This window comes from Wenzhouxiangella psychrophila, from assembly GCF_042310375.1.
In the GTDB taxonomy this organism is placed as follows: domain Bacteria; phylum Pseudomonadota; class Gammaproteobacteria; order Xanthomonadales; family Wenzhouxiangellaceae; genus Wenzhouxiangella.
Map to the genome: position 1 here is coordinate 43,682 of NZ_JBHJMQ010000009.1, position 18,212 is coordinate 61,893.

Below are 18,212 nucleotides of genomic sequence, written 5' to 3' on the forward strand. Positions count from 1 at the left end.
CGTACCCGAGGTCAGATACACCAGTCCGGCTTGGGCAGCCCGCCATAGCGGCAGGCTTCCCGCACCGGGCCGTCCGGAAACAGGCGATAAAGGTCGCGGCTGCCGCGGCTGTCGGGGTGGCGCTTGCGATATTCGGCGACCACGACACGCATCAGGGGCGGATTGCCGTAGCGCGCGTGGTGGTCGCGCACGAACTCGATCAGCCACCAGTGATCCTCGCCGAGCTGCACGCCGTCGCGGTCGGCCAGGGCCTCGGCCACTTCCGGAAACCAGGATTCGCGGTCGACGAGAAACCCTTCGGCGTCGAGACCGATCGGCTCTCCGGCCACGTAGAGCTGGCTGGATTCGACGCTCACAGCCTCAACACCCCGGCCGCGTCCCGGCACAATTTTCCGAACTCATCCTCTTCAATGGCGGTCACGCCGGAAGGGATCAAGACTGACTTGGGCTGCCGGGCACGGAGGTCGGCCAGCTCGAAGTCGATCAACTGCCGCCAGGGCGCGAACACATCGGGCTCGAGATGAGCGCAGCCTGGGCCTTCGAAGACCACGGCCAGCTCAAGCTCGAGACTCGCGCCCGCCAGGATCAGCTCGAGCATCTCCCGGCTGCCGGGCTCACCGGGCTCGACGCCGACCACGATCACCCAAACTTCAGACGGCATCGGCATTCCCGAAACACGCAACCTCGCGTGCATCGATCGCAGAATTCCAGAATGCCACCAGGCTGGACAGCATAAAAGGCTCTGGCGGCGGCCCATCGTGCCGACGCTGCCAGGAACCGCTGCACACCGCCAGGGTCACGCCGTGCCAGCCAGCCAGCCGGCGCCACGCCGTGGAAGGCTCGCCGTCGGCGTGCTCGACGCCATCTCCATGGAAGAACACCAGCAAGCGAGCATTTTCGTTCCGCCAGGCTTCGGCACGGAGCTGTCCGAGACGGCTTGCCTCGCTGCCCGGCCGGGCGCGAACAAGGAGGATTCGGTGATACTGTAGCGTTTCGTCCAAGGGGCTGCCCCGTCACTACCTGGTGAATGCGCGGCGCCCGGTGAAACAACAGCGCCATTTGCCGGTCTGAATGATCGTGACGCAATACATGCTCAAGACGCTTCTGACTCTGCTCATTGTAGCGGCCGCCACGACGGCGGGCGCCGTCGATTCCGTGCGCCTGCCCGATCTGGGTGGAACCAGCACCGAAGTACTGTCCCGGCAAGAGACCGAGAGTTTTCCACGTGAATTCGAGCAATACATGCGGGCAAACGAGCTGCTGGTCGAAGACCCGCTCATTCGCGACTACTTCAGCGACATGGGCTACCGGCTGGTTTCGTATTCGGAAAATGCCGGCGAATCCTTTCACTTCTTCGTACTGAACGAGCCCAACATCAACGCTTTTGCCGCCCCGGCTGGCGTCATTGCGCTGCATTCCGGGCTCATCCTCACCGCCCATGACGCCAACGAAGTGGCCGGCGTCGTCGCGCATGAAATCGCCCATGTGACGCAGGATCACCTGGCCCGCGGCCTGGAAAACAGCAAGCAGGTTTCCTTGCCGACCATGCTTGCGACCCTGGGCCTGGCCATCGCGGCCGGAGCGGCGGGGGCCGACAATGAAGCCACGCAGGCCATCCTGATGGGAGGAATGAGCCTGGCACAGCAGTTCCAGATCAGCCACACACGCCAGGCCGAAGCCGAAGCCGATCGTATCGGCATCGCCCTGCTCGCCCGCGGCGGTTTTGAACCGCAGGGCATGACGCGCTTTTTCGAGCGGCTCAACCGGGTCTCACGCGCCATGGGCGAAGGTCCGCCGGAGTACCTGCGTACCCACCCGCTGACCGTCAACCGCATTGCCGAAGCGCGCACCCGCGCGGAGCAGTTCGAGGCGCGCGACACACGGGATCAGACCGATTTTCACTTCGTCCAGGCCCGTTTGCGGGCAATGATCACCGACGCTGCCGAGGCCGAGAACTGGTTCCGCGCGCGAATCGACCGGGAATCCGAACGACCCGAAGCAGCCATGCGCTATGGGCTGGCCATGACGCTGCTGGGCGATCGCCGGCTGGCCGCGGCGCGCGAGCAGGTCGATTGGCTCCTCGAATCCGATCCGGACCGCCAACTCTTTCAGTTGCTCCAGGCGGAACTGCTCGTCGCGGAAGGCCATCTCGACCAGGGCCTCGATATCCTCGAAGGACTCTACCTGCAGTATCCGGGCAATCGTCTGATTACCAGCCAGTACGCCCGCATGCTCATGCACGAACGCGACGCGCAGCGGGCCACGCGAGCAGCCGAGATCCTGCGCAGCTACCTGCGCGAATACCCCGATGACGTCCAGATGACCGAACTCTACGCGCGCGCATCGGACCGCGCCGGCAACGAGGTACGAGCCGCCGAAGCCCTGGCCGAGAGTTACTACATGCGCGGCGGCATCCAGGAAGCCATCGTACAGCTCGAACGCATCAACGACCGGGAAGACCTGGACTACTACCAGCGCTCGCGCATCACTGCCCGCCTCAACCAGCTGCACGCCGAACGAATGCGCCTGTCTTCACGCGAGAGCGAACTTCCGCAATAAGCCGCCTGCTACCGCGTAAACAAGCTGTCATGAACTGGCAGTTATGGTAGAGGGCTGTCCAACCGACGAGAAACGCCCATGCCAGCCGAGGCCGATGGCAAGCAGCAGGTTACACAACTGGCCGAACCACTGGAGCGATGGACCAGTGATACGCTTGAGTCTCCAGAACTGCTGTTCAATCACGAAATCAGCCTGCTGGCATTCCATCGCCGTGTTCTGGCCCTGTCCAGGGACGAAACCGTACCCCTGCTCGAGCGCCTGCGGTTTCTCTGCATTTCCTGCACCAACCTCGACGAATTCTTCGAGGTGCGCGTCGCCGCCATTCGCCAGCGAATCCGCCTTGGCGCCATTCAGCCCGGCGCTGACGGCTTGTCACCGCAATCCACGATGGCCGCCATACGCAGGCAGGTGCTGGAAATGGTCGCAGAGCAGTATCGGGTTCTCGAGGAAGAACTGCTGCCGGCACTGGGCGAACAGGGCATTCGCATCATCGCCCGAAACCGCTTCACCAAGCGACAGCGAGGGTGGCTTCACCGCCACTTCCAGAACCAGATCCTGCCGGTGCTCAGCCCGCTCGGCCTCGACCCAGCCCACCCATTTCCGCGCATACTCAACAAGAGCCTGAACTTTGCCGTTTCTCTAGCGGGGCGCGATGCGTTCGGGCGAAACGGCTCCATGGCGCTTGTCAGGGCCCCGCGTTCCCTCCCGCGCATCATCCGCATCCCGAAGAGTTACTCGGCCGGCCCGGACGATTTCGTGTTCCTGTCCTCGATCGTCCACGAATTCATCGATGAATTGTTCCCCGGCATGGAGGTGCTGGGCAGCTACCAGTTCCGCGTCACCCGCAACAGCGAACTGCTGGTCGACGAAGAGGAAGTCGAGGATCTGGCCCGGGCCCTGGAAGGCGAGCTCATGGAGCGCGGATTCGCGGAGGCCGTGCGGCTTGAAGTGGCGGTCGGCTGTCCCGAGCATGTCGTCAATCTGCTGGCCAGCAAATTCGGCGTCTCACTCGACGACGTTTATCACTGCAACGGGCCGGTCAATTTGAACCGCATGATCGCCGTCTATGACCTGGCCGATCGGGCCGACCTGAAATTCCCGCCCTTCACGCCGCATATACCGGAGGCGCTTTCAGCCAGCAGGAACCTGTTTACCAGTCTGAAACGGCGCGACTACGTACTGCATCATCCCTACGACAGCTTCCAGCCCATCCTCGATCTGGCCCGGCAGGCCGCCCGCGACCCGCAGGTGCTGGCGATCAAGCAGACACTTTATCGGACGGGCGTCGACTCGATGCTGGCCGATTTACTGATCGAGGCCGCGCGGGCCGGCAAGGACGTCACGGTCGTGGTCGAGCTCCGTGCACGCTTCGACGAGCAGGCCAACATCAACCTCGCCACGCGCATGCAGGAAGCCGGCGTGCAGGTCGTCTACGGCGTCGTCGGTCACAAGGCACACGCAAAGATGATGCTCATCGTGCGGCGGGAAGGCCGACGCCTGCGGCGCTACGTCCACCTCGGCACGGGCAACTATCACCAGGGCACAGCCAAGGCCTACACGGACTGGGGCATGCTCAGCGCCGACCCTCAAATCGCGCAGGACGTTCACCGGGTCTTCCAGCTGCTGTCCGGCTTCGGTCGCGCCCAGGCGCTCAAACGCCTGGTTCAATCACCCTTCGACCTGCACGATTTCCTGATCGGGCGCATCGAACGCGAGGCGGAACTAGCTCGAAACGGCAAGCCGGGACTGATCATGGCCAAAATGAACGGCCTGACCGAGGCGACGGTGATTCGCGCACTCTATAGCGCCTCTAGGGCGGGCGTGAAGATCCGGCTTGTCGTCCGGGGCAGCTGCTGCATTCGGCCCGGCATTCCCGGACTGTCGGAAACCATCCGCGTGCGCTCGGTACTCGGCCGGTTCCTCGAACACTCCAGGGTTTATCATTTCGGCAATGATGATGCACCGGAAACCTGGGCCTCGAGTGCCGACTGGATGGGGCGGAACCTGTTTCAGCGAGTGGAGACCTGTTTCCCGATCGACAACCCCGAAGCAGCCGAACGAGTCCGGCATGAAAGCTTCGACCTGGTATTCCGTGACGACATACAAGCCTGGGAACTCGACGGCCAGGGGCAGTGGCGCCTGGTCCGAACTCCCGGGGCCGACCTTCACGTCCAGGAACTGCTGATGCAGGACGCTACGGATGCCTGACACACCCAGCCAGCATGTGGCGATCGACCTCGGAAGTAACAGCTTCCACATGGTGGTCGCCCACCACGACGGTCACCAGTTGCGCATTGTCGATCGGATCAAGGACATGGTCCGGCTGGCCGGCGGAATCGACCACCACGGTCGGCTCGACCCGGCCACCCAGGAGCGTGCGCTGTCATCGCTGGCCCGCTTCGGCCAGCGAATCTCCGATATCCCCCAAAGGCGGGTCCGGGCCGTAGGTACCCAGAGCTTTCGACGGCTGGCCCACCCGGCCGCTTTTCTCGTCGTGGCCGAAACCGCGCTGGGCTGCCCCATCGATGTCATCAGCGGCAGCGAGGAGGCGCGCCTGGTTTATCTCGGCGTGCACCAGGGGACACCGGTCGGAGAAGGCCGCAGCCTGATTATCGATATCGGTGGGGGGTCCACGGAACTGGCGATTGGCGAAACCGATGAGCCCGAACTGACCGCGACCGTACCGGCCGGCTGCGTATCGCTCACGGAGTCGCATTTTCGCGGCGGCAAGCTCAGTGCTTCGCGCTTCAGGCGCGCCGTCGAGGCCGTCGAGGACCGGATGGTGGAACTCATCAAACCCTGTCGAAATCTGGGTTGGCGACGAGTGATCGGCTCGTCCGGAACCATGCGTGCGATTGCTTCGATGGCCAATGAGAGCAAAGAGGACGCACGCAACTTCACCCGCGCCGACCTTGAACGACTGAGGGATCTTGTACTGGCTGCCGGCCACGTCGACCGTATCGAACTGCCGGGGCTGTCGTCTCGACGCGCGCCGGTGATCGTGGGCGGACTCGCCATCCTGGAAGCACTGTCGAACGTTCTCGATATCGAAACGTTCGAGACATCCGACGCCGCACTGCGCGAGGGGCTTCTTCACGACCTCATCGGCCGCCTCGACCATGCCGATCCGCGGGGGCTCAGCGTCAGCGGCATGGCAGAACGTCTCGGCTGCGATGCCGACCAGGCGGCCCGGGTTCACGATTGGGTACAGGCCGCATTCGACCAGGTTGCCGTCGGCTGGGAGCTTTCCGATGATCATCGAGACCTCCTTTTATGGGCTGCTCAACTGCATGAAGTCGGCCGCTCGGTCAATCATCATCACCATCAAAAGCATGGCGCCTACCTGTTGACCCACGCGGACATGCCCGGCTTCACTCGCCCCGAACAGCGCTTCATGGCCGCCCTGATCGCCCTGCAACGCGGCAAGGTCAAGCGTGAAGCCGCGGACTGGGTGCCGCAGCGCATGCGACTGCCCCTCATGCGCCTGAGCGCCCTGCTAAGGGTGGCAGTCACGCTTGCACGGCCCAGGAGTGACCAGGCGATGCCGGACTTCTCGTTGGACCCCCGGAACGATTCACTGGTCCTGGGTTTGCCCCCGATCTGGCTCGACACGCATCCATTGAGTGCACGCGGACTGAAGTACCAGCAGCGCCAGCTGCATAAACTGGGTCTGGAACTCGAGATCAAGGAACTGATCGGAATCGGGGTTCTCCCAGGATGAGCCAGTGGTCTCCCACGGCCTCCGTTCGGGCGCTGCGGCGTCGTGCTGAACTGCTCGAGCTTATCCGGGCGTTCTTCGGGCAACGCGAGATTTTCGAAGTCCAGACGCCGGTCTTGACCGAATCGGGCGTGACCGATGTGCACATTGAAAGCGTGGCGACCGATTCCCCGGCAGGCTGGCTACGCACCTCGCCCGAGTATTACCACAAGCGCCTGCTGGCGGCCGGCTTCGGCGATCTGTACGAGCTCGGCCCGGTATTCCGCCGCGGCGAGGCCGGACGCCATCATCAGCCCGAGTTCACCCTGCTGGAGTGGTACCGGGTCGGCTGGAGCTGGCGGGAGCTCGCCGAAGAAGTGGTCCAGCTGATACGCCACGCGCTGGAAACCGATACCGTCAAGCGAACGGTTCGGTGGCGTAGCTGGAACGACTGTTTTCTTGAAGCGCTTGGTATCGACGCCTTGTCGGCCGAGTTCCAGGAGCTGGATCGTCTAGCACACGACGCTCCGAAAGGGCTCGATCGCGACGCCCTGCTCGACTGGCTGTTCGCCACCCGCATTCAGCACGGCTTCGACGAGACATCCATCACGGTGGTATTCGACTATCCGGCCAGCCAGGCCGCCCTGGCCCGCATCAGCACGGCGGATTCGCGCGTGGCAGAACGCTTCGAGGTTTTTGCGGGATCCATCGAATTGGCCAACGGCTATCACGAACTGATCGATGCCGGGGAGCAGCGAACGCGATTCGAACGCGACAATCAAGTCCGCGCGAACAAGGGGCTGCCGGAGATGCCAATCGACGAACGACTGCTGGGCGCACTGGCATCGGATATGCCCGATTGCTCCGGTGTGGCGCTGGGCTTCGATCGTCTTGTGATGGTGGCGCTCGGCGCGTCTTCTATCGATCAGGTGGTGTCATTCGCACAGCACTCGGGGGACTGATTCGCCAGCGCTCGACCAAGCGGTCGCGCCAGAGCGCCGTTCGATCGGTGAGTGTCATGCTGTTGGGGCGGTACATCCTCCGAACTGTTTCACCGTCGACTTCCCGGGTCTCCCTGGCCGCCGTGCGCAGCACCAGCCGAACAGAGCCGGGCGGGGGACCATCCAGCCGTTTGGACCTGGACCAGTCCGGCAAGGTCGACATGAGCTGACCGTCGGTATCACGAACACCCGCAAGCCAGGCGTGCAGCACCTGGCCCTCCTCGGTTTCCAGGCGCCACAATGTCATCGGTCGACTGCGTGCAATGAGGGGTGAACGCTCGGAACTGGCTGAATTGTCATCAATAAACCGGCGCTCAACGCTGCCGGAGCCAGTCTCCACCAGGACCTCCTCGACTGAATTCGGCCACAATGGAATGAGCACGTGACGCGCCGGCAGTGCCAGGCACAGGGCGCTCAGAAGCAGCAGAACCGCGCCGCCCCCCAATCGGCGCAGCACAACTGAAGGCAGCCGTGGCATCATATGCCAGAATATAGCATGTAGACTATATCGAACATTAATCAGAACAAGCCTTGACCCGGCTCCGCGGGGGACTTCAAGTCAGGAGCTTCGGGGTACCGAAAACTAGCCGGAGCAAGCATGGAGAACGCAATACGGGTGCGACCCGCCCGCAGTTCGGAAGTGGCCACCCTCGCCAAGCTGGTCAAATCACGCCTGCCCGACATGATGTCGCAGGTCCGTCGCGGCGATAGTGTCGAAACGCACCTGGCCGACCTCATTCCCGACCAGGCCCTGATCGTGGCCACCCATGGTACGCGCCTGGCAGGCCTGGGCGCTCTCGACCTCGACCACCAACGCATCCTGGCCTGCTACCTCGACCCGGAAGTGGCTACGCCCGACACGCCTCGGCGCCTGTTCAACGAGCTTGAACGGCGCGCGCTGCAATTCGGGATACGCAAGCTTCACGGCGTGGCCCGCAGGCGTGTCGCCGGCTTCATGCGTTCTCTCGGCTACGATTCTCGGCCCGATCCGGATGACGAGGACAATATCCTCATCTCGCGCGACCTGATGGAACTGGCCGACGACGATACCCGCGAGATCCTGCGGATGTGCGATGAACTCGGCGTACCCGAAGACTACGGCGTGGCACACCGCATGCCGCTTGTCCCCCAGGCCCATGAGCTGACATTCGCCGCCAGCGACATCTTCGAACGTGAACAGCGACTGATACCGGAGGCTGCAGATGCCTTCAAGCGCATGCGCGACGCGGCCATGACGACGGCCAGCGTCGAAATTCGGCTCGTCTCCGGCTACCGTGCCATCGCTTACCAGGCCAACCTGTTTCGCCGCAAACTCGATCAGGGACACACGATGAAGGAGATCCTCGAGGTCTCCGCGCCCCCAGGCTTCAGTGAGCACCACAGCGGACGCGCCGTCGATATCACTTCACGCGGCGTGAAACCCCTCGAACAGGCGTTTGCCCAGACCAAGGCTTACGAATGGCTGCTGGAAAACGCCCGAATATTTGGCTTCCGGGAGTCCTACCCGCGCCACAACCGGCACAACATGGCGTGGGAGCCCTGGCACTGGTATTTCACGAGGTAGGAAAATTTTCTCGAAGATTATTTTCTGGCCACTCTAGGTGCGGATGGACTGCCAAGCGTCTAGAGCGCGGCGGCGGGTGACTTTCAGATCGGCGATGGGTTCCGGGTAGCCGAGTGATTTCGCCTCCGCGGCGTTCAGGGGCTGGTGGATCTGTTTGCCGTCCCGCTTGCCGAGTTCCGGGCACCAGCGCCGGACGTAATCGCCGCCCGGGTCGAACTTCTCGCCCTGCAGAACGGGATTGAATACCCGGAAATAGGGTGCGGCATCGGCACCGGAGCCAGCGGTCCACTGCCATCCCTGGGTATTGTTGGCGAGATCGGCGTCGACCAGGGTATCCCAGAACCAGCGCGCGCCTTCCTGCCAGGGGATGAGCAGGTTCTTGGTCAGGAAGGAGGCCACGATCATGCGTACCCGGTTGTGCATCCACCCCGTCTCCCACAACTCGCGCATGCCGGCGTCGACCATCGGAATGCCGGTGAGCCCTCGTTGCCATGCAGCCAGATCGTCGGCATAGTCGGACCGGTCTCGCCAGGGAAAAGCCCCGAACGCCGGCTTGAGGGACTCCGCCGGCGTGCGCGGAAAATGCCACAGCAAGTGATGGGAATACTCGCGCCAAGCCAGCTCGCTGGCGAACACCATGCGCCCCTTTCCGGCCGGCAATTCACCCGATGGCTCGAGCGCACGGACAACCTGGGCAGGGGAAACCTCGCCGAAATGCAGGTGAGGCGATAACCGCGATGTTCCGACGCGGTCGGGGCGGTCGCGCAGGTCGTGGTAATCGGGGGCTCGCTCGGTGAAGGCCTCCAGGCGACGCCGCGCACCGAGTTCTCCAGGCGACCAGCAGGCGGCGAGCTTGTCCGGCCATTCGTGGCCGGGCAACAGGCCGAGTTCACCCGGCGCCAGGCTGGCCGGCCAGCGTCGCGGGGCGGCGAGTTCACACGGCTCAGCGTGGCAGGCGGGCGGCAGCCAGCTCTTCTGCATCTGCTTCCAGAAAGGCGTGAACACCAGATACGGCTCGCCGTCGGCCTTGACCCCGGCCCAGGGCTCGACCAGCAACGACCCGTTGAAACTGCGGGCGGTCACACCCTCACGGCCGAGGCGCCGTTTGATGCCCCGATCGCGCTCGACCAGGCCGGGTTCGTAACAGCGGTTCCAGTAAACCGACTCGGCACCCGTCACCCGGCGAACCCGATCGATGGCCTCCATCGGATCGCCAGCGGCCAGAATCAGACGGCTACCGCAATCGCGCAGCCGCGCCTCGAGTTCGGCCAACGAGTGGTACAGCCACCAACGGCTCGCAGCGCCGGGCGACCAGGGGGACTCGGTTTCGGGGTCGAACACGAACAGGGGAACGACCCGCGCATGTTCCCGGCGGGCATGGTCGAGTGCGGGATTGTCGGCCAGGCGGAGATCCCGGCGAAACCAGACGATAGCCGTATCAGTCATGGCCGGATTGTCGCACCGGCCGGATCAATACGGCATCATCAGAGCTTAGTCAGCCCGAAGAGCGTCGCTGCATGCGCGCGGCATCCGAACGGCGCGCCTCCAGTTCCTCGAGATAGCCGTCGTCCAGCCCGGTCACGTACTCGCCGCTGAAGCAGGAACTGTCGAAGCCGGTCAGCCGCTGATTCTTGCCTCGAACCGCCTTCTCCAGGGCTTCGAGATCCTGGTAGATCAGGCGGTCGGCGCCGACAACCTCGCAGATCTCGCTTTCGGTACGGCCGGAGGCCACCAGATCGCTGGCCGCGGGCATGTCGATACCGTATACGTTGGGATAGCGCACCGGCGGCGATGCGGAAGCCAGGTAGACCTTTTTTGCGCCGGCTTCCCGGGCCATCTGGATGATCTGCTTGGAGGTGGTGCCGCGCACGATCGAGTCATCGACCAGCAACACGTTCTTGTTGCGAAACTCCAGGGAGATGGTATTGAGCTTGCGCCGCACCGAACGCACGCGCTCCTCCTGTCCCGGCATGATGAAGGTCCGCCCGATGTATCGGTTCTTCATCAGCCCCTCGCGGTACTTCACACCCAGTTGGTGGGCCAGGGGCAGGCAGGCCGTCCGGCTGGTGTCGGGGACCGGAATGACGACGTCGATGTCGTGATCGGACCACTCGCTGAGAATTCTCTCCGCCAGCGCCTCACCCATGCGCAGCCGCGCCTTGTAGACCGACAGGTCATCGATCATCGAATCCGGCCGGGCGAAGTAGACGTACTCGAACATGCAGGGCGTATAGGACTCGGCGTGATCGCTGACCCTGCGGTGCAGCTCGCCATCTAGCGTGACGAAAACGCACTCGCCCGGCGCGATGTCCGAAACCAGCTCGAAGCCGAGAATATCGAGCACCACCGACTCCGAGGCCACGATGTATTCGGGCCCCTCCGGTGCCTCGCGCCGCCCTACCACGGCCGGGCGAATACCGTTGGGATCGCGAAAAGCCACCAGCCCGACGCCGGCAATCAGCGCCACCGCCGCGTAACCACCCTTGCAGCGCCGGTAGACGCCGTCGACGGCGGCAAAGATATCGGCGGGCTCGACCCCGTTGCGCGCGTAGTCGGCCAGCTCATGAGCGAAGACGTTGAGCAGCACTTCCGAATCCGACTCGGTATTGATGTGCCGGCGATCCTCGGCGAACAGCTCATGGCTGAGCCGGTCACTGTTGATCAGGTTGCCGTTGTGACCCAGTGCGATACCGCAGGGCGAATTGACGTACATCGGCTGGGCTTCGTCGGGCTGATCACAGCCGGCGGTGGGGTAACGGACGTGGCCGATTCCGACCTCGCCGGTCAGGCCGGCGACGGCGCCCTCAGAAAAAACATCCCGCACCAGGCCGAGTCCGCGCGCCGAGCGCATCCGCCCACCATCGAGGGTGGTCATGCCGGCCGCATCCTGCCCGCGGTGCTGCAAGATGGTCATGGCGTCGTACAGCCGGGCCGCCACAGGCGAGCGACCCACGATTCCGATGATTCCGCACATGTCAGGCTTCAGCCTCCGTAGTGTCTTGTTCCGTAACGACTTTCTCGGGCAGGTATTCCTGGATCGACTCCGGGAAGAACTCCACCAGCCAGGTTGCCATGCGTTCCAACTCGGGCAACAGCATGGACTGCTGCCACCATGGATCGGCGACAAACGGCGTAAAGCCGGCGATGATCACGGCCACCAGCACGATGGCCAGCCCCCGCAAAGCGCCGAACAAGGCCCCGAACATGCGGTCCGTACCGCTCAGGCCGGTGCTGTCGACGAGCTTTCCGAGCAGGTAGTTGATCAGGCCACCAACGGCGAGCACGACCAGGAACACGCCGACGAATGCGATGATGACACGCACCGAGGGCACCTCGATGACGCCCTCGAGCTGAATCGCAAGCGGTCCGGCTGCCTGCAGGCCGGCGTAGACCGCCGCGATCCAGACCAGCAATGAGAACACTTCGCGGATGAAACCGCGAAACAGGCTGACCACCATCGACACCAGGCAGATGCCGATAATGGCGAAATCCGCCCAGTTCATGGATGGGAGACCACGATGCCTTCCAGGCCCTGTTCATCACGCAAGGTTTCGAGCAGGCGTTCGGCATCGGCGCGCTCCTCGTAGGCGCCCACGCGAACCCGCCAGATCGTGCGGCCTCCGGTTTCCTCGCTGAACATGAAGGCATCGAAACCCGCCTCGGTCAGTTGCTCGACCAGGCGTTCTGCATTGCCGTTGCTGGCGAAGGAACCGACCTGAACAGCCAGGCCCTCACGATTGTCCGCACCACCGCCCCCGGAGAGTTCGCGCGTCGCCGGCTCGACACCGGCCACGGTCGAAGCAATCTGGGCACGTGCGCGCTCGGCCGTGGTCTCGTCGGAGTAGGGACCGGTTTGCAACCTGAACAGCTCCGTCTGATCACGGACCAGCACTTCCATCGATGCTTCGTGACCCAGATCCTCGAGTCGCTGGCGAATCGAGTTCGCCGTTTCTCGGCTGCTGAAAACCGCCACCTGAACGGCCCACCCCCCGTCAACCGCCGCCGAGGGCACCGAGTCGGACTCGTCTGCGGTTCCGGCGGATTCGGTCTCCGCTTCGGGTTCAGTTTCGGGTTCAGTTTCGGTTTCGGGTTCCGATTGCGCCTCATCAGCGCGTTCGGTCGATTGCTGGTCGGACTCCGTCTGCGACTCGGTCTCCTCCGATCCACTCAAGTCCGACAGGCCCGACTCCGACGTCTGTTCGTTGCCTGTTGTGCCTTGGTTATCCTGATCGCGCACCGGCCCGGACTCTTCCTTGACCGGCCGTGGCACCTCGGCCTCAGGCTCGGAAGGTGACGGTTCCGCCTGGCTATCAGCCGGCGGCCGCCGTGCCTGGTCGGGATCCAGCGCAAGACGACGCACGCGCCGGTCGCCGCTGTCACGATCGGGCACGTCCAGGGCCAGCTCGCGTTCTTCGACGGAATCGCGCTCGCCGTTGTCGAACAGCATGGGCAGGAAGATCACCGCCAGGGCAATCAGGATGCTGGCGCCGACCAGCCGCTGCTTGAGTACCTTGTCCATACCTTCAGTACGCCTTCGGTGAGAGTTCGATCCAGGCCTCGGCCACGGTCAGGAACGAGCCGAACACCACCACGCGATCGGCGGGTCCGCTGTCGGCCATTGCCTGTTGCAGCGCGGCAGGTACGGATTCTACCGTCTCCACGGTGCCGGAAACAGGCGTATCTGCGAGTTCAGCCGCAATGTCGGCGGCCGGCCGTGCCCGGTCGCCATGCAACGGCGTGACCAGCCAGTGCGTGAAACAGGCGTCCAGTTCACGGGCAATGCCGGCGACATCCTTGCCGCCGAGTGTACTGAACACCGCCGTGCTCCTGGCCTGCGCTGGACCCAGGGCAGACGCCAGCGAGGCGGCCGCCGCCGGATTATGGGCAACATCGAGTATCAGCTCGGGATGGTGCTGAACGATCTGAAAGCGTCCCGGAAGCCGAACGTCACGCAGGCCCGCCGCCATCTGCGCTTGACTGAGCGGCAGGCAATCGGCCAGTTCATCCAGCGCGATCACCGCGCAGGCCGCGTTGACTCGCTGCCAGTCGCCGGCCAGCGCCGGACGGGGCAACTGCAGCTGGAGGCCACCATGGGCTATTCGCAGGTCATCGGTGGCATTCACCGGAGCGATGCAGTCACAGGCGCGAATCACGCGTGCCCCGATCGATTCGAGCGCCTCGAAGAGCCCGTCGGGCGGATCGGGTTCGCCGACGATCACGGGCCGACCGGCCCGCGCCACCCCCGCTTTTTCGAGGGCAATCTGCTCGCGCGTATCGCCTAGAAACTCGGCATGGTCGATGCCAATGGAAGTAATGACGGCCACGTCGGCATCGATGACATTGACCGCGTCGAGCCGTCCACCGAGGCCGACTTCCAGGATCGCGGCATCGACGCCGGCCCGCGCGGCCAGCCGGAATGCGGCCAGGGTCGTGTGCTCGAAATACGTCAGCGGGACATCGCCCCGGGCCTGTTCGACGTGCTCCAGCGCATCGACGATGTCCGCTTCCGGCGCCTCCTGGCCGGCAATCCGCATGCGCTCGGAAAATCGCAGGATATGCGGCGAGGTGTAGGCGAGCGGGCGATATCCGCCGGCGATCAGCATGGATTCGATCATGGCCACCACCGAGCCCTTGCCATTGGTGCCGGCCACGGTGATCACCGGCATCGACAACTCGGCATCCATCGCCCGCCAGACCTCGCGCACCCGTTCGAGCCCCAGCTCGATGCGCGAAGCCGGCGCCCGACGCTCCAGCCGGTCGAGCCAGTCGGCCAGCGGGGTCGAATTCGAGTTGGGGGAGTCGCTCAAGACGGCTTTGACGGTCGACCTGGTCTACTGGTCTTCGTCGACCAGTTCGCCCTCGCGGGCCTCGGCAGCGCGGCGCGGGGCCATCAGCATGGTCAGCAGGCCGTGAATGCGCTGGCGCAGTTCGCGACGGTCGACGATCTGGTCGATGGCCCCCTTGTCGAGCAGGAATTCCGAGCGCTGGAAGCCCTCGGGCAGCTTCTCGCGGACGGTCTGCTCGATCACGCGCGGTCCGGCAAAGCCGATCAATGCATTGGGTTCGGCCAGATTGACATCGCCAAGCATGCCCAGGCTGGCGGACACGCCGCCGGTGGTCGGATGGGTCAACACCACGATATAGGGCAGGCCCTCTTCGGCCATGCGCGCCAGTGCCGCCGAGGTCTTGGCCATCTGCATGAGTGAGAACAGGCCTTCCTGCATGCGGGCACCGCCGGAGGCGGCGAAGCACACCAACGGCAATTCGCGTTCCAGGCAATCCTGCGCGGCCCGGGCGAAACGCTCGCCCACTACCGAGCCCATCGAGCCGCCCATGAAGCGAAAATCGAAGGCGCAGGCGACAAGCTCCATTTCCAGCAGCTTGCCCCGCAATGCCACCAGGGCGTCCTTCTCGCCGGTTGCCTTCTGACTCGATACCAGGCGGTCGCGATACTTCTTGGTGTCCTTGAACTTGAGCACGTCCACCGGCGCCAACTCCGCGCCGATCTCGACGTGATCGCCTTCGTCGAGGAAAGCATCCAGGCGCGCCCGACCTGAAAGGGTCATGTGGTGGTCGCACTTGGGACAGACGTTGATGTTGCGTTCCAGTTCAGGCCGATAAAGCACTGCTTCGCAGGCCTTGCATTTTGTCCAGAGCCCGTCGGGCACCTTGCGGCTCTTGGAGCCTTCGGTTCGAATCCTGCCGGGCATCAATTTCTGGAACCAGGTCATGTCAGGCGCTCACCGCATCGCGTTTGGAAGAGGCGTTATTGTCCATGGCCTCGCGGACGGGGGCAAGGTATTCGCGTGCCGCGTCCACGGCGGCCGCGGCTGAGTCCGTCTTGCCCAAGCGCTCGACCAGGGCCGAGCCGATGACCACCGCATCGGCGCTCTCGGCCGCCGTCGCCGCGTGCTCCGGCGTCCGGATGCCGAAGCCGACGGCAATCGGGACACCGGCGGCCTTTCGTACTCGCTCGACGGCAGGCGCGAGAGAGGCCGTGTCGAGGGTGGACGCTCCGGTCACGCCCTTGATCGAGACGTAGTAGAGAAAACCGCCGGCCAGCTCCGCTGCACGCTTGAGACGTGCATCGGTGGTCGTCGGTGCGACCAGGAAAATCTGATGCAGGTCGTGGCGGGCCAGTTCGGCGCGCATCTCGTCGGCTTCGTCGGCCGGAACATCGACAATCAACAAGCCATCAACGCCGGCGGCAGCGGCTTCCCCGCAGAATCGAGCGACGCCGCGGCGCTCGATCGGGTTGGCATAGCCCATCAGCACGACCGGTGTGGCGGCGTCGGTGCGGCGAAACTCGGCCACCATCGCCAGCACTTCCTGCAGGCCGGTGCCCTGCTCGAGCGCCCTGGCGCAGGCTTCCTGGATGACCGGGCCGTCGGCCATGACATCGGAGAACGGCATACCGACCTCGAGCAGGTCCGCACCCGCCTCGACGGCGGCGTGCATGACCGGCACCGTCGCATCCGGGCCCGGGTAGCCGGCGGTCACGTAAGGGATCAGCGCGCGGCGGCCGCGCCGCCTGAGATCCTCGAATCTCGCGTCGATACGGTTCAAAGCGTCATTCCTTTCAGTTCTGCCACGGTGTTGATGTCCTTGTCGCCCCGGCCGGAGAGATTGACCAGCACGATTTCGTCCTTGCTGCGTTCGGCCGCGAGCTTCATGCCATAGGCAATGGCGTGCGCGCTCTCCAGCGCAGGCATGATGCCCTCCGAACGGGTCAGCTCATGGAAAGCGGCCAGCGCCTCTTCATCGTCGATACCGACATACTCCGCCCGGCCGGAATCCTTCAGCCAGGCGTGCTCGGGACCGACGCCCGGATAATCGAGCCCGGCCGAGACCGAGTGCGTGTCGATAATCTGCCCAGCGTCGTCGTCGAGCAGGTAGGTACGCGAACCGTGCAGCACACCGATGCGTCCGGCGCACAGGCTGGCCGCATGCTCGTGGCCCGACAAGCCGCGGCCGGCGGCCTCGACGCCGTACATGGCCACCTCGTCATCGCCGATGAAGGGATGGAACAGGCCGATGGCATTCGAACCGCCGCCGACGCAGGCCACCAGGGCATCCGGGAGCCGACCGTATTCTTCCTGCACCTGTCGACGTGCCTCGCGCCCCACGACGGCATTGAAGTCGCGCACCATGGCCGGATAGGGATGCGGACCGGCCACCGTTCCGAGGACATAGAAGGTGTCGTCGACGTTCGTAACCCAGTCGCGCATGGCTTCGTTGAGCGCGTCCTTCAGCGTCTTCGAGCCGGCCTCGACGCTGATGACTTCAGCACCGAGCAGCTTCATCCGGAAAACGTTGACCGACTGGCGCTTGACGTCTTCGGAGCCCATGTAGACCACGCATTTCATGCCCAGCCGGGCCGCCACCGTGGCCGTGGCCACGCCGTGCTGACCGGCCCCGGTCTCGGCGATGACGCGATGCTTGCCCATGGCACGGGCCAGCAGGGCCTGGCCGACGGTGTTGTTGATCTTGTGGGCGCCGGTGTGATTGAGGTCCTCGCGCTTGAGCACGATCTTCGCCCCGCCCATCTTGCGGGTCAGGTTTTCGGCCAGGTACAGCGGCGAGGGCCGGCCGACGAAATGCTTCAGGTCGGAATCGAGCTGCGCCATGAAAGCATCGTCGGCAAGGTTGTTGCGCCAAGCTGTCTCGAGTTCTTCCAGCGCCGCCATCAGGGTCTCGGAGACGAAGCGCCCGCCGAACACACCAAAATGGCCGCCGGCATCGGGCAACTGGGTTTCAATCCTTGTCTTTTCGGCTGCTTCAGCCATTTCTCACCGCCTTGATAAAGTCACGAATCAGCTTATCACTCTTCACCCCGGGGCGAACCTCCACCCCGCTGGAAACATCGACCGCGTCGGGCTTCAGACGCCTGCATGCATCGGCCACGTTAGCGGGGTTCAGGCCGCCGGCCAGTACCCAGGGACGGTCGAGACGCGGAACCCGGGCCCAGTCGAAAATTTCACCGCTGCCGCCGGCCTGTCCCGGCGCGTGCGCGTCGAGCAACAGGGCATCGGCCAGCTCATAGTCAGCCGGATCTTCGGGGCGCTCACCGCCCATGGCCAGGGCTTTCATCCACGGCCGGTCGAACTGGCGGCAGAAGTCCTGATCCTCGCGTCCGTGGAACTGCAGCCAGTCCAGCGGCACTTGCTCGAGCGTCTCTCCCACCGCATCCGCCGAGGCGTCCATGAACAGACCGACCCGCGTGACGAAGGGCGGCAGGGCCCTACAAATGGCCCGTGCCCGCTCGTGGTCGATCAGGCGGGAACTACCCTCGGCAAACACCAGCCCGATCGCGTCCGCCCCGCCCTGAGCGGCCGCCAGGGCGTCCTCGATGCGCGTGATACCGCAGATTTTGACGCGAATCATCTTGCTT

General features: G+C 64.3%; 18 protein-coding genes. 5 read left to right on the forward strand and 13 right to left on the reverse strand.

Translation table 11 applies throughout. The features are described 5' to 3' along the window. Window positions 1-11 precede the first annotated feature (11 nt). Genes ACDC66_RS11720 through ACDC66_RS11730 form a run of 3 tightly spaced genes read right to left on the reverse strand, consistent with a single transcriptional unit; the run spans window position 12 to window position 1,001 of the window. Window positions 12-356, reverse strand: a complete 345-nt coding sequence (locus ACDC66_RS11720) for a TusE/DsrC/DsvC family sulfur relay protein (RefSeq protein WP_376696913.1) — start codon at window positions 354-356, stop codon at window positions 12-14. After that, window positions 353-661, reverse strand: coding sequence for a hypothetical protein (locus tag ACDC66_RS11725; protein ID WP_376696914.1), 309 nt, complete (start codon window positions 659-661; stop codon window positions 353-355). The genes ACDC66_RS11720 and ACDC66_RS11725 overlap by 4 nt, the downstream gene beginning before the upstream one ends. Next, complete coding sequence (locus tag ACDC66_RS11730) at window positions 651-1,001, reverse strand: DsrE family protein (protein WP_376696915.1); 351 nt, start codon at window positions 999-1,001, stop codon at window positions 651-653. The genes ACDC66_RS11725 and ACDC66_RS11730 overlap by 11 nt, the downstream gene beginning before the upstream one ends. A gap of 70 nt (window positions 1,002-1,071) precedes the next feature. Between ACDC66_RS11730 and ACDC66_RS11735 the strand changes: the two genes are divergently transcribed. The 4 genes from ACDC66_RS11735 (at window position 1,072) to epmA (ending at window position 7,218) form a co-directional block, all read left to right on the forward strand. Further along, window positions 1,072-2,559 carry a M48 family metalloprotease gene (locus tag ACDC66_RS11735; protein WP_376696916.1) on the forward strand — a complete coding sequence of 496 codons (1,488 nt, stop codon included), beginning with the start codon at window positions 1,072-1,074 and terminating at the stop codon, window positions 2,557-2,559. A 78-nt stretch (window positions 2,560-2,637) separates the two neighbouring features. Then, a complete protein-coding gene (gene ppk1, locus ACDC66_RS11740) occupies window positions 2,638-4,767 on the forward strand; it encodes a polyphosphate kinase 1 (RefSeq protein WP_376696917.1) in 2,130 nt (709 codons plus the stop codon). Then, window positions 4,760-6,280: a Ppx/GppA phosphatase family protein gene (locus ACDC66_RS11745; RefSeq protein WP_376696918.1), complete on the forward strand. Its 1,521-nt coding sequence runs from the start codon at window positions 4,760-4,762 to the stop codon at window positions 6,278-6,280. The genes ppk1 and ACDC66_RS11745 overlap by 8 nt, the downstream gene beginning before the upstream one ends. Next, window positions 6,277-7,218, forward strand: coding sequence for an EF-P lysine aminoacylase EpmA (gene epmA / locus ACDC66_RS11750; RefSeq protein WP_376696919.1), 942 nt, complete (start codon window positions 6,277-6,279; stop codon window positions 7,216-7,218). The genes ACDC66_RS11745 and epmA overlap by 4 nt, the downstream gene beginning before the upstream one ends. Here the strand turns inward: epmA and ACDC66_RS11755 are convergent. Then, window positions 7,175-7,714, reverse strand: a complete 540-nt coding sequence (locus ACDC66_RS11755; RefSeq protein WP_376696920.1) for a hypothetical protein — start codon at window positions 7,712-7,714, stop codon at window positions 7,175-7,177. The genes epmA and ACDC66_RS11755 overlap by 44 nt on opposite strands. 141 nt (window positions 7,715-7,855) lie before the next feature. Here ACDC66_RS11755 and ACDC66_RS11760 point away from each other — a divergent pair, with 141 nt between their 5' ends. Further along, window positions 7,856-8,821, forward strand: coding sequence for a D-alanyl-D-alanine carboxypeptidase family protein (locus ACDC66_RS11760; RefSeq protein ID WP_376696921.1), 966 nt, complete (start codon window positions 7,856-7,858; stop codon window positions 8,819-8,821). 33 nt (window positions 8,822-8,854) lie between these two features. Here ACDC66_RS11760 and ACDC66_RS11765 read toward each other — a convergent pair whose 3' ends face one another. The 9 genes from ACDC66_RS11765 to ACDC66_RS11805 are packed head-to-tail and all read right to left on the reverse strand — an operon-like array spanning window position 8,855 to window position 18,205. After that, window positions 8,855-10,267: a cryptochrome/photolyase family protein gene (locus ACDC66_RS11765; protein WP_376696922.1), complete on the reverse strand. Its 1,413-nt coding sequence runs from the start codon at window positions 10,265-10,267 to the stop codon at window positions 8,855-8,857. A gap of 49 nt (window positions 10,268-10,316) precedes the next feature. After that, on the reverse strand, window positions 10,317-11,795 hold the full coding sequence (purF, locus tag ACDC66_RS11770) for an amidophosphoribosyltransferase (protein ID WP_376696923.1): 1,479 nt from the start codon (window positions 11,793-11,795) through the stop codon (window positions 10,317-10,319). Window position 11,796: 1 nt separating this feature from the next. Beyond that, window positions 11,797-12,324: a CvpA family protein gene (locus ACDC66_RS11775; RefSeq protein WP_376696924.1), complete on the reverse strand. Its 528-nt coding sequence runs from the start codon at window positions 12,322-12,324 to the stop codon at window positions 11,797-11,799. Further along, window positions 12,321-13,340: an SPOR domain-containing protein gene (locus tag ACDC66_RS11780; RefSeq protein ID WP_376696925.1), complete on the reverse strand. Its 1,020-nt coding sequence runs from the start codon at window positions 13,338-13,340 to the stop codon at window positions 12,321-12,323. Before ACDC66_RS11780 ends, ACDC66_RS11775 begins: the two co-directional genes overlap by 4 nt. 4 nt (window positions 13,341-13,344) lie before the next feature. Then, window positions 13,345-14,628, reverse strand: a complete 1,284-nt coding sequence (locus ACDC66_RS11785) for a bifunctional folylpolyglutamate synthase/dihydrofolate synthase (RefSeq protein WP_376696926.1) — start codon at window positions 14,626-14,628, stop codon at window positions 13,345-13,347. Window positions 14,629-14,652: 24 nt separating this feature from the next. Beyond that, window positions 14,653-15,552, reverse strand: a complete 900-nt coding sequence (gene accD / locus ACDC66_RS11790) for an acetyl-CoA carboxylase, carboxyltransferase subunit beta (RefSeq protein WP_376696927.1) — start codon at window positions 15,550-15,552, stop codon at window positions 14,653-14,655. A gap of 1 nt (window position 15,553) precedes the next feature. Then, window positions 15,554-16,387, reverse strand: coding sequence for a tryptophan synthase subunit alpha (trpA, locus tag ACDC66_RS11795; RefSeq protein ID WP_376696928.1), 834 nt, complete (start codon window positions 16,385-16,387; stop codon window positions 15,554-15,556). Beyond that, complete coding sequence (gene trpB / locus ACDC66_RS11800; protein ID WP_376696929.1) at window positions 16,384-17,607, reverse strand: tryptophan synthase subunit beta; 1,224 nt, start codon at window positions 17,605-17,607, stop codon at window positions 16,384-16,386. Before trpB ends, trpA begins: the two co-directional genes overlap by 4 nt. Beyond that, window positions 17,600-18,205, reverse strand: coding sequence for a phosphoribosylanthranilate isomerase (locus ACDC66_RS11805; protein WP_376696930.1), 606 nt, complete (start codon window positions 18,203-18,205; stop codon window positions 17,600-17,602). Before ACDC66_RS11805 ends, trpB begins: the two co-directional genes overlap by 8 nt. Window positions 18,206-18,212 lie beyond the last annotated feature (7 nt).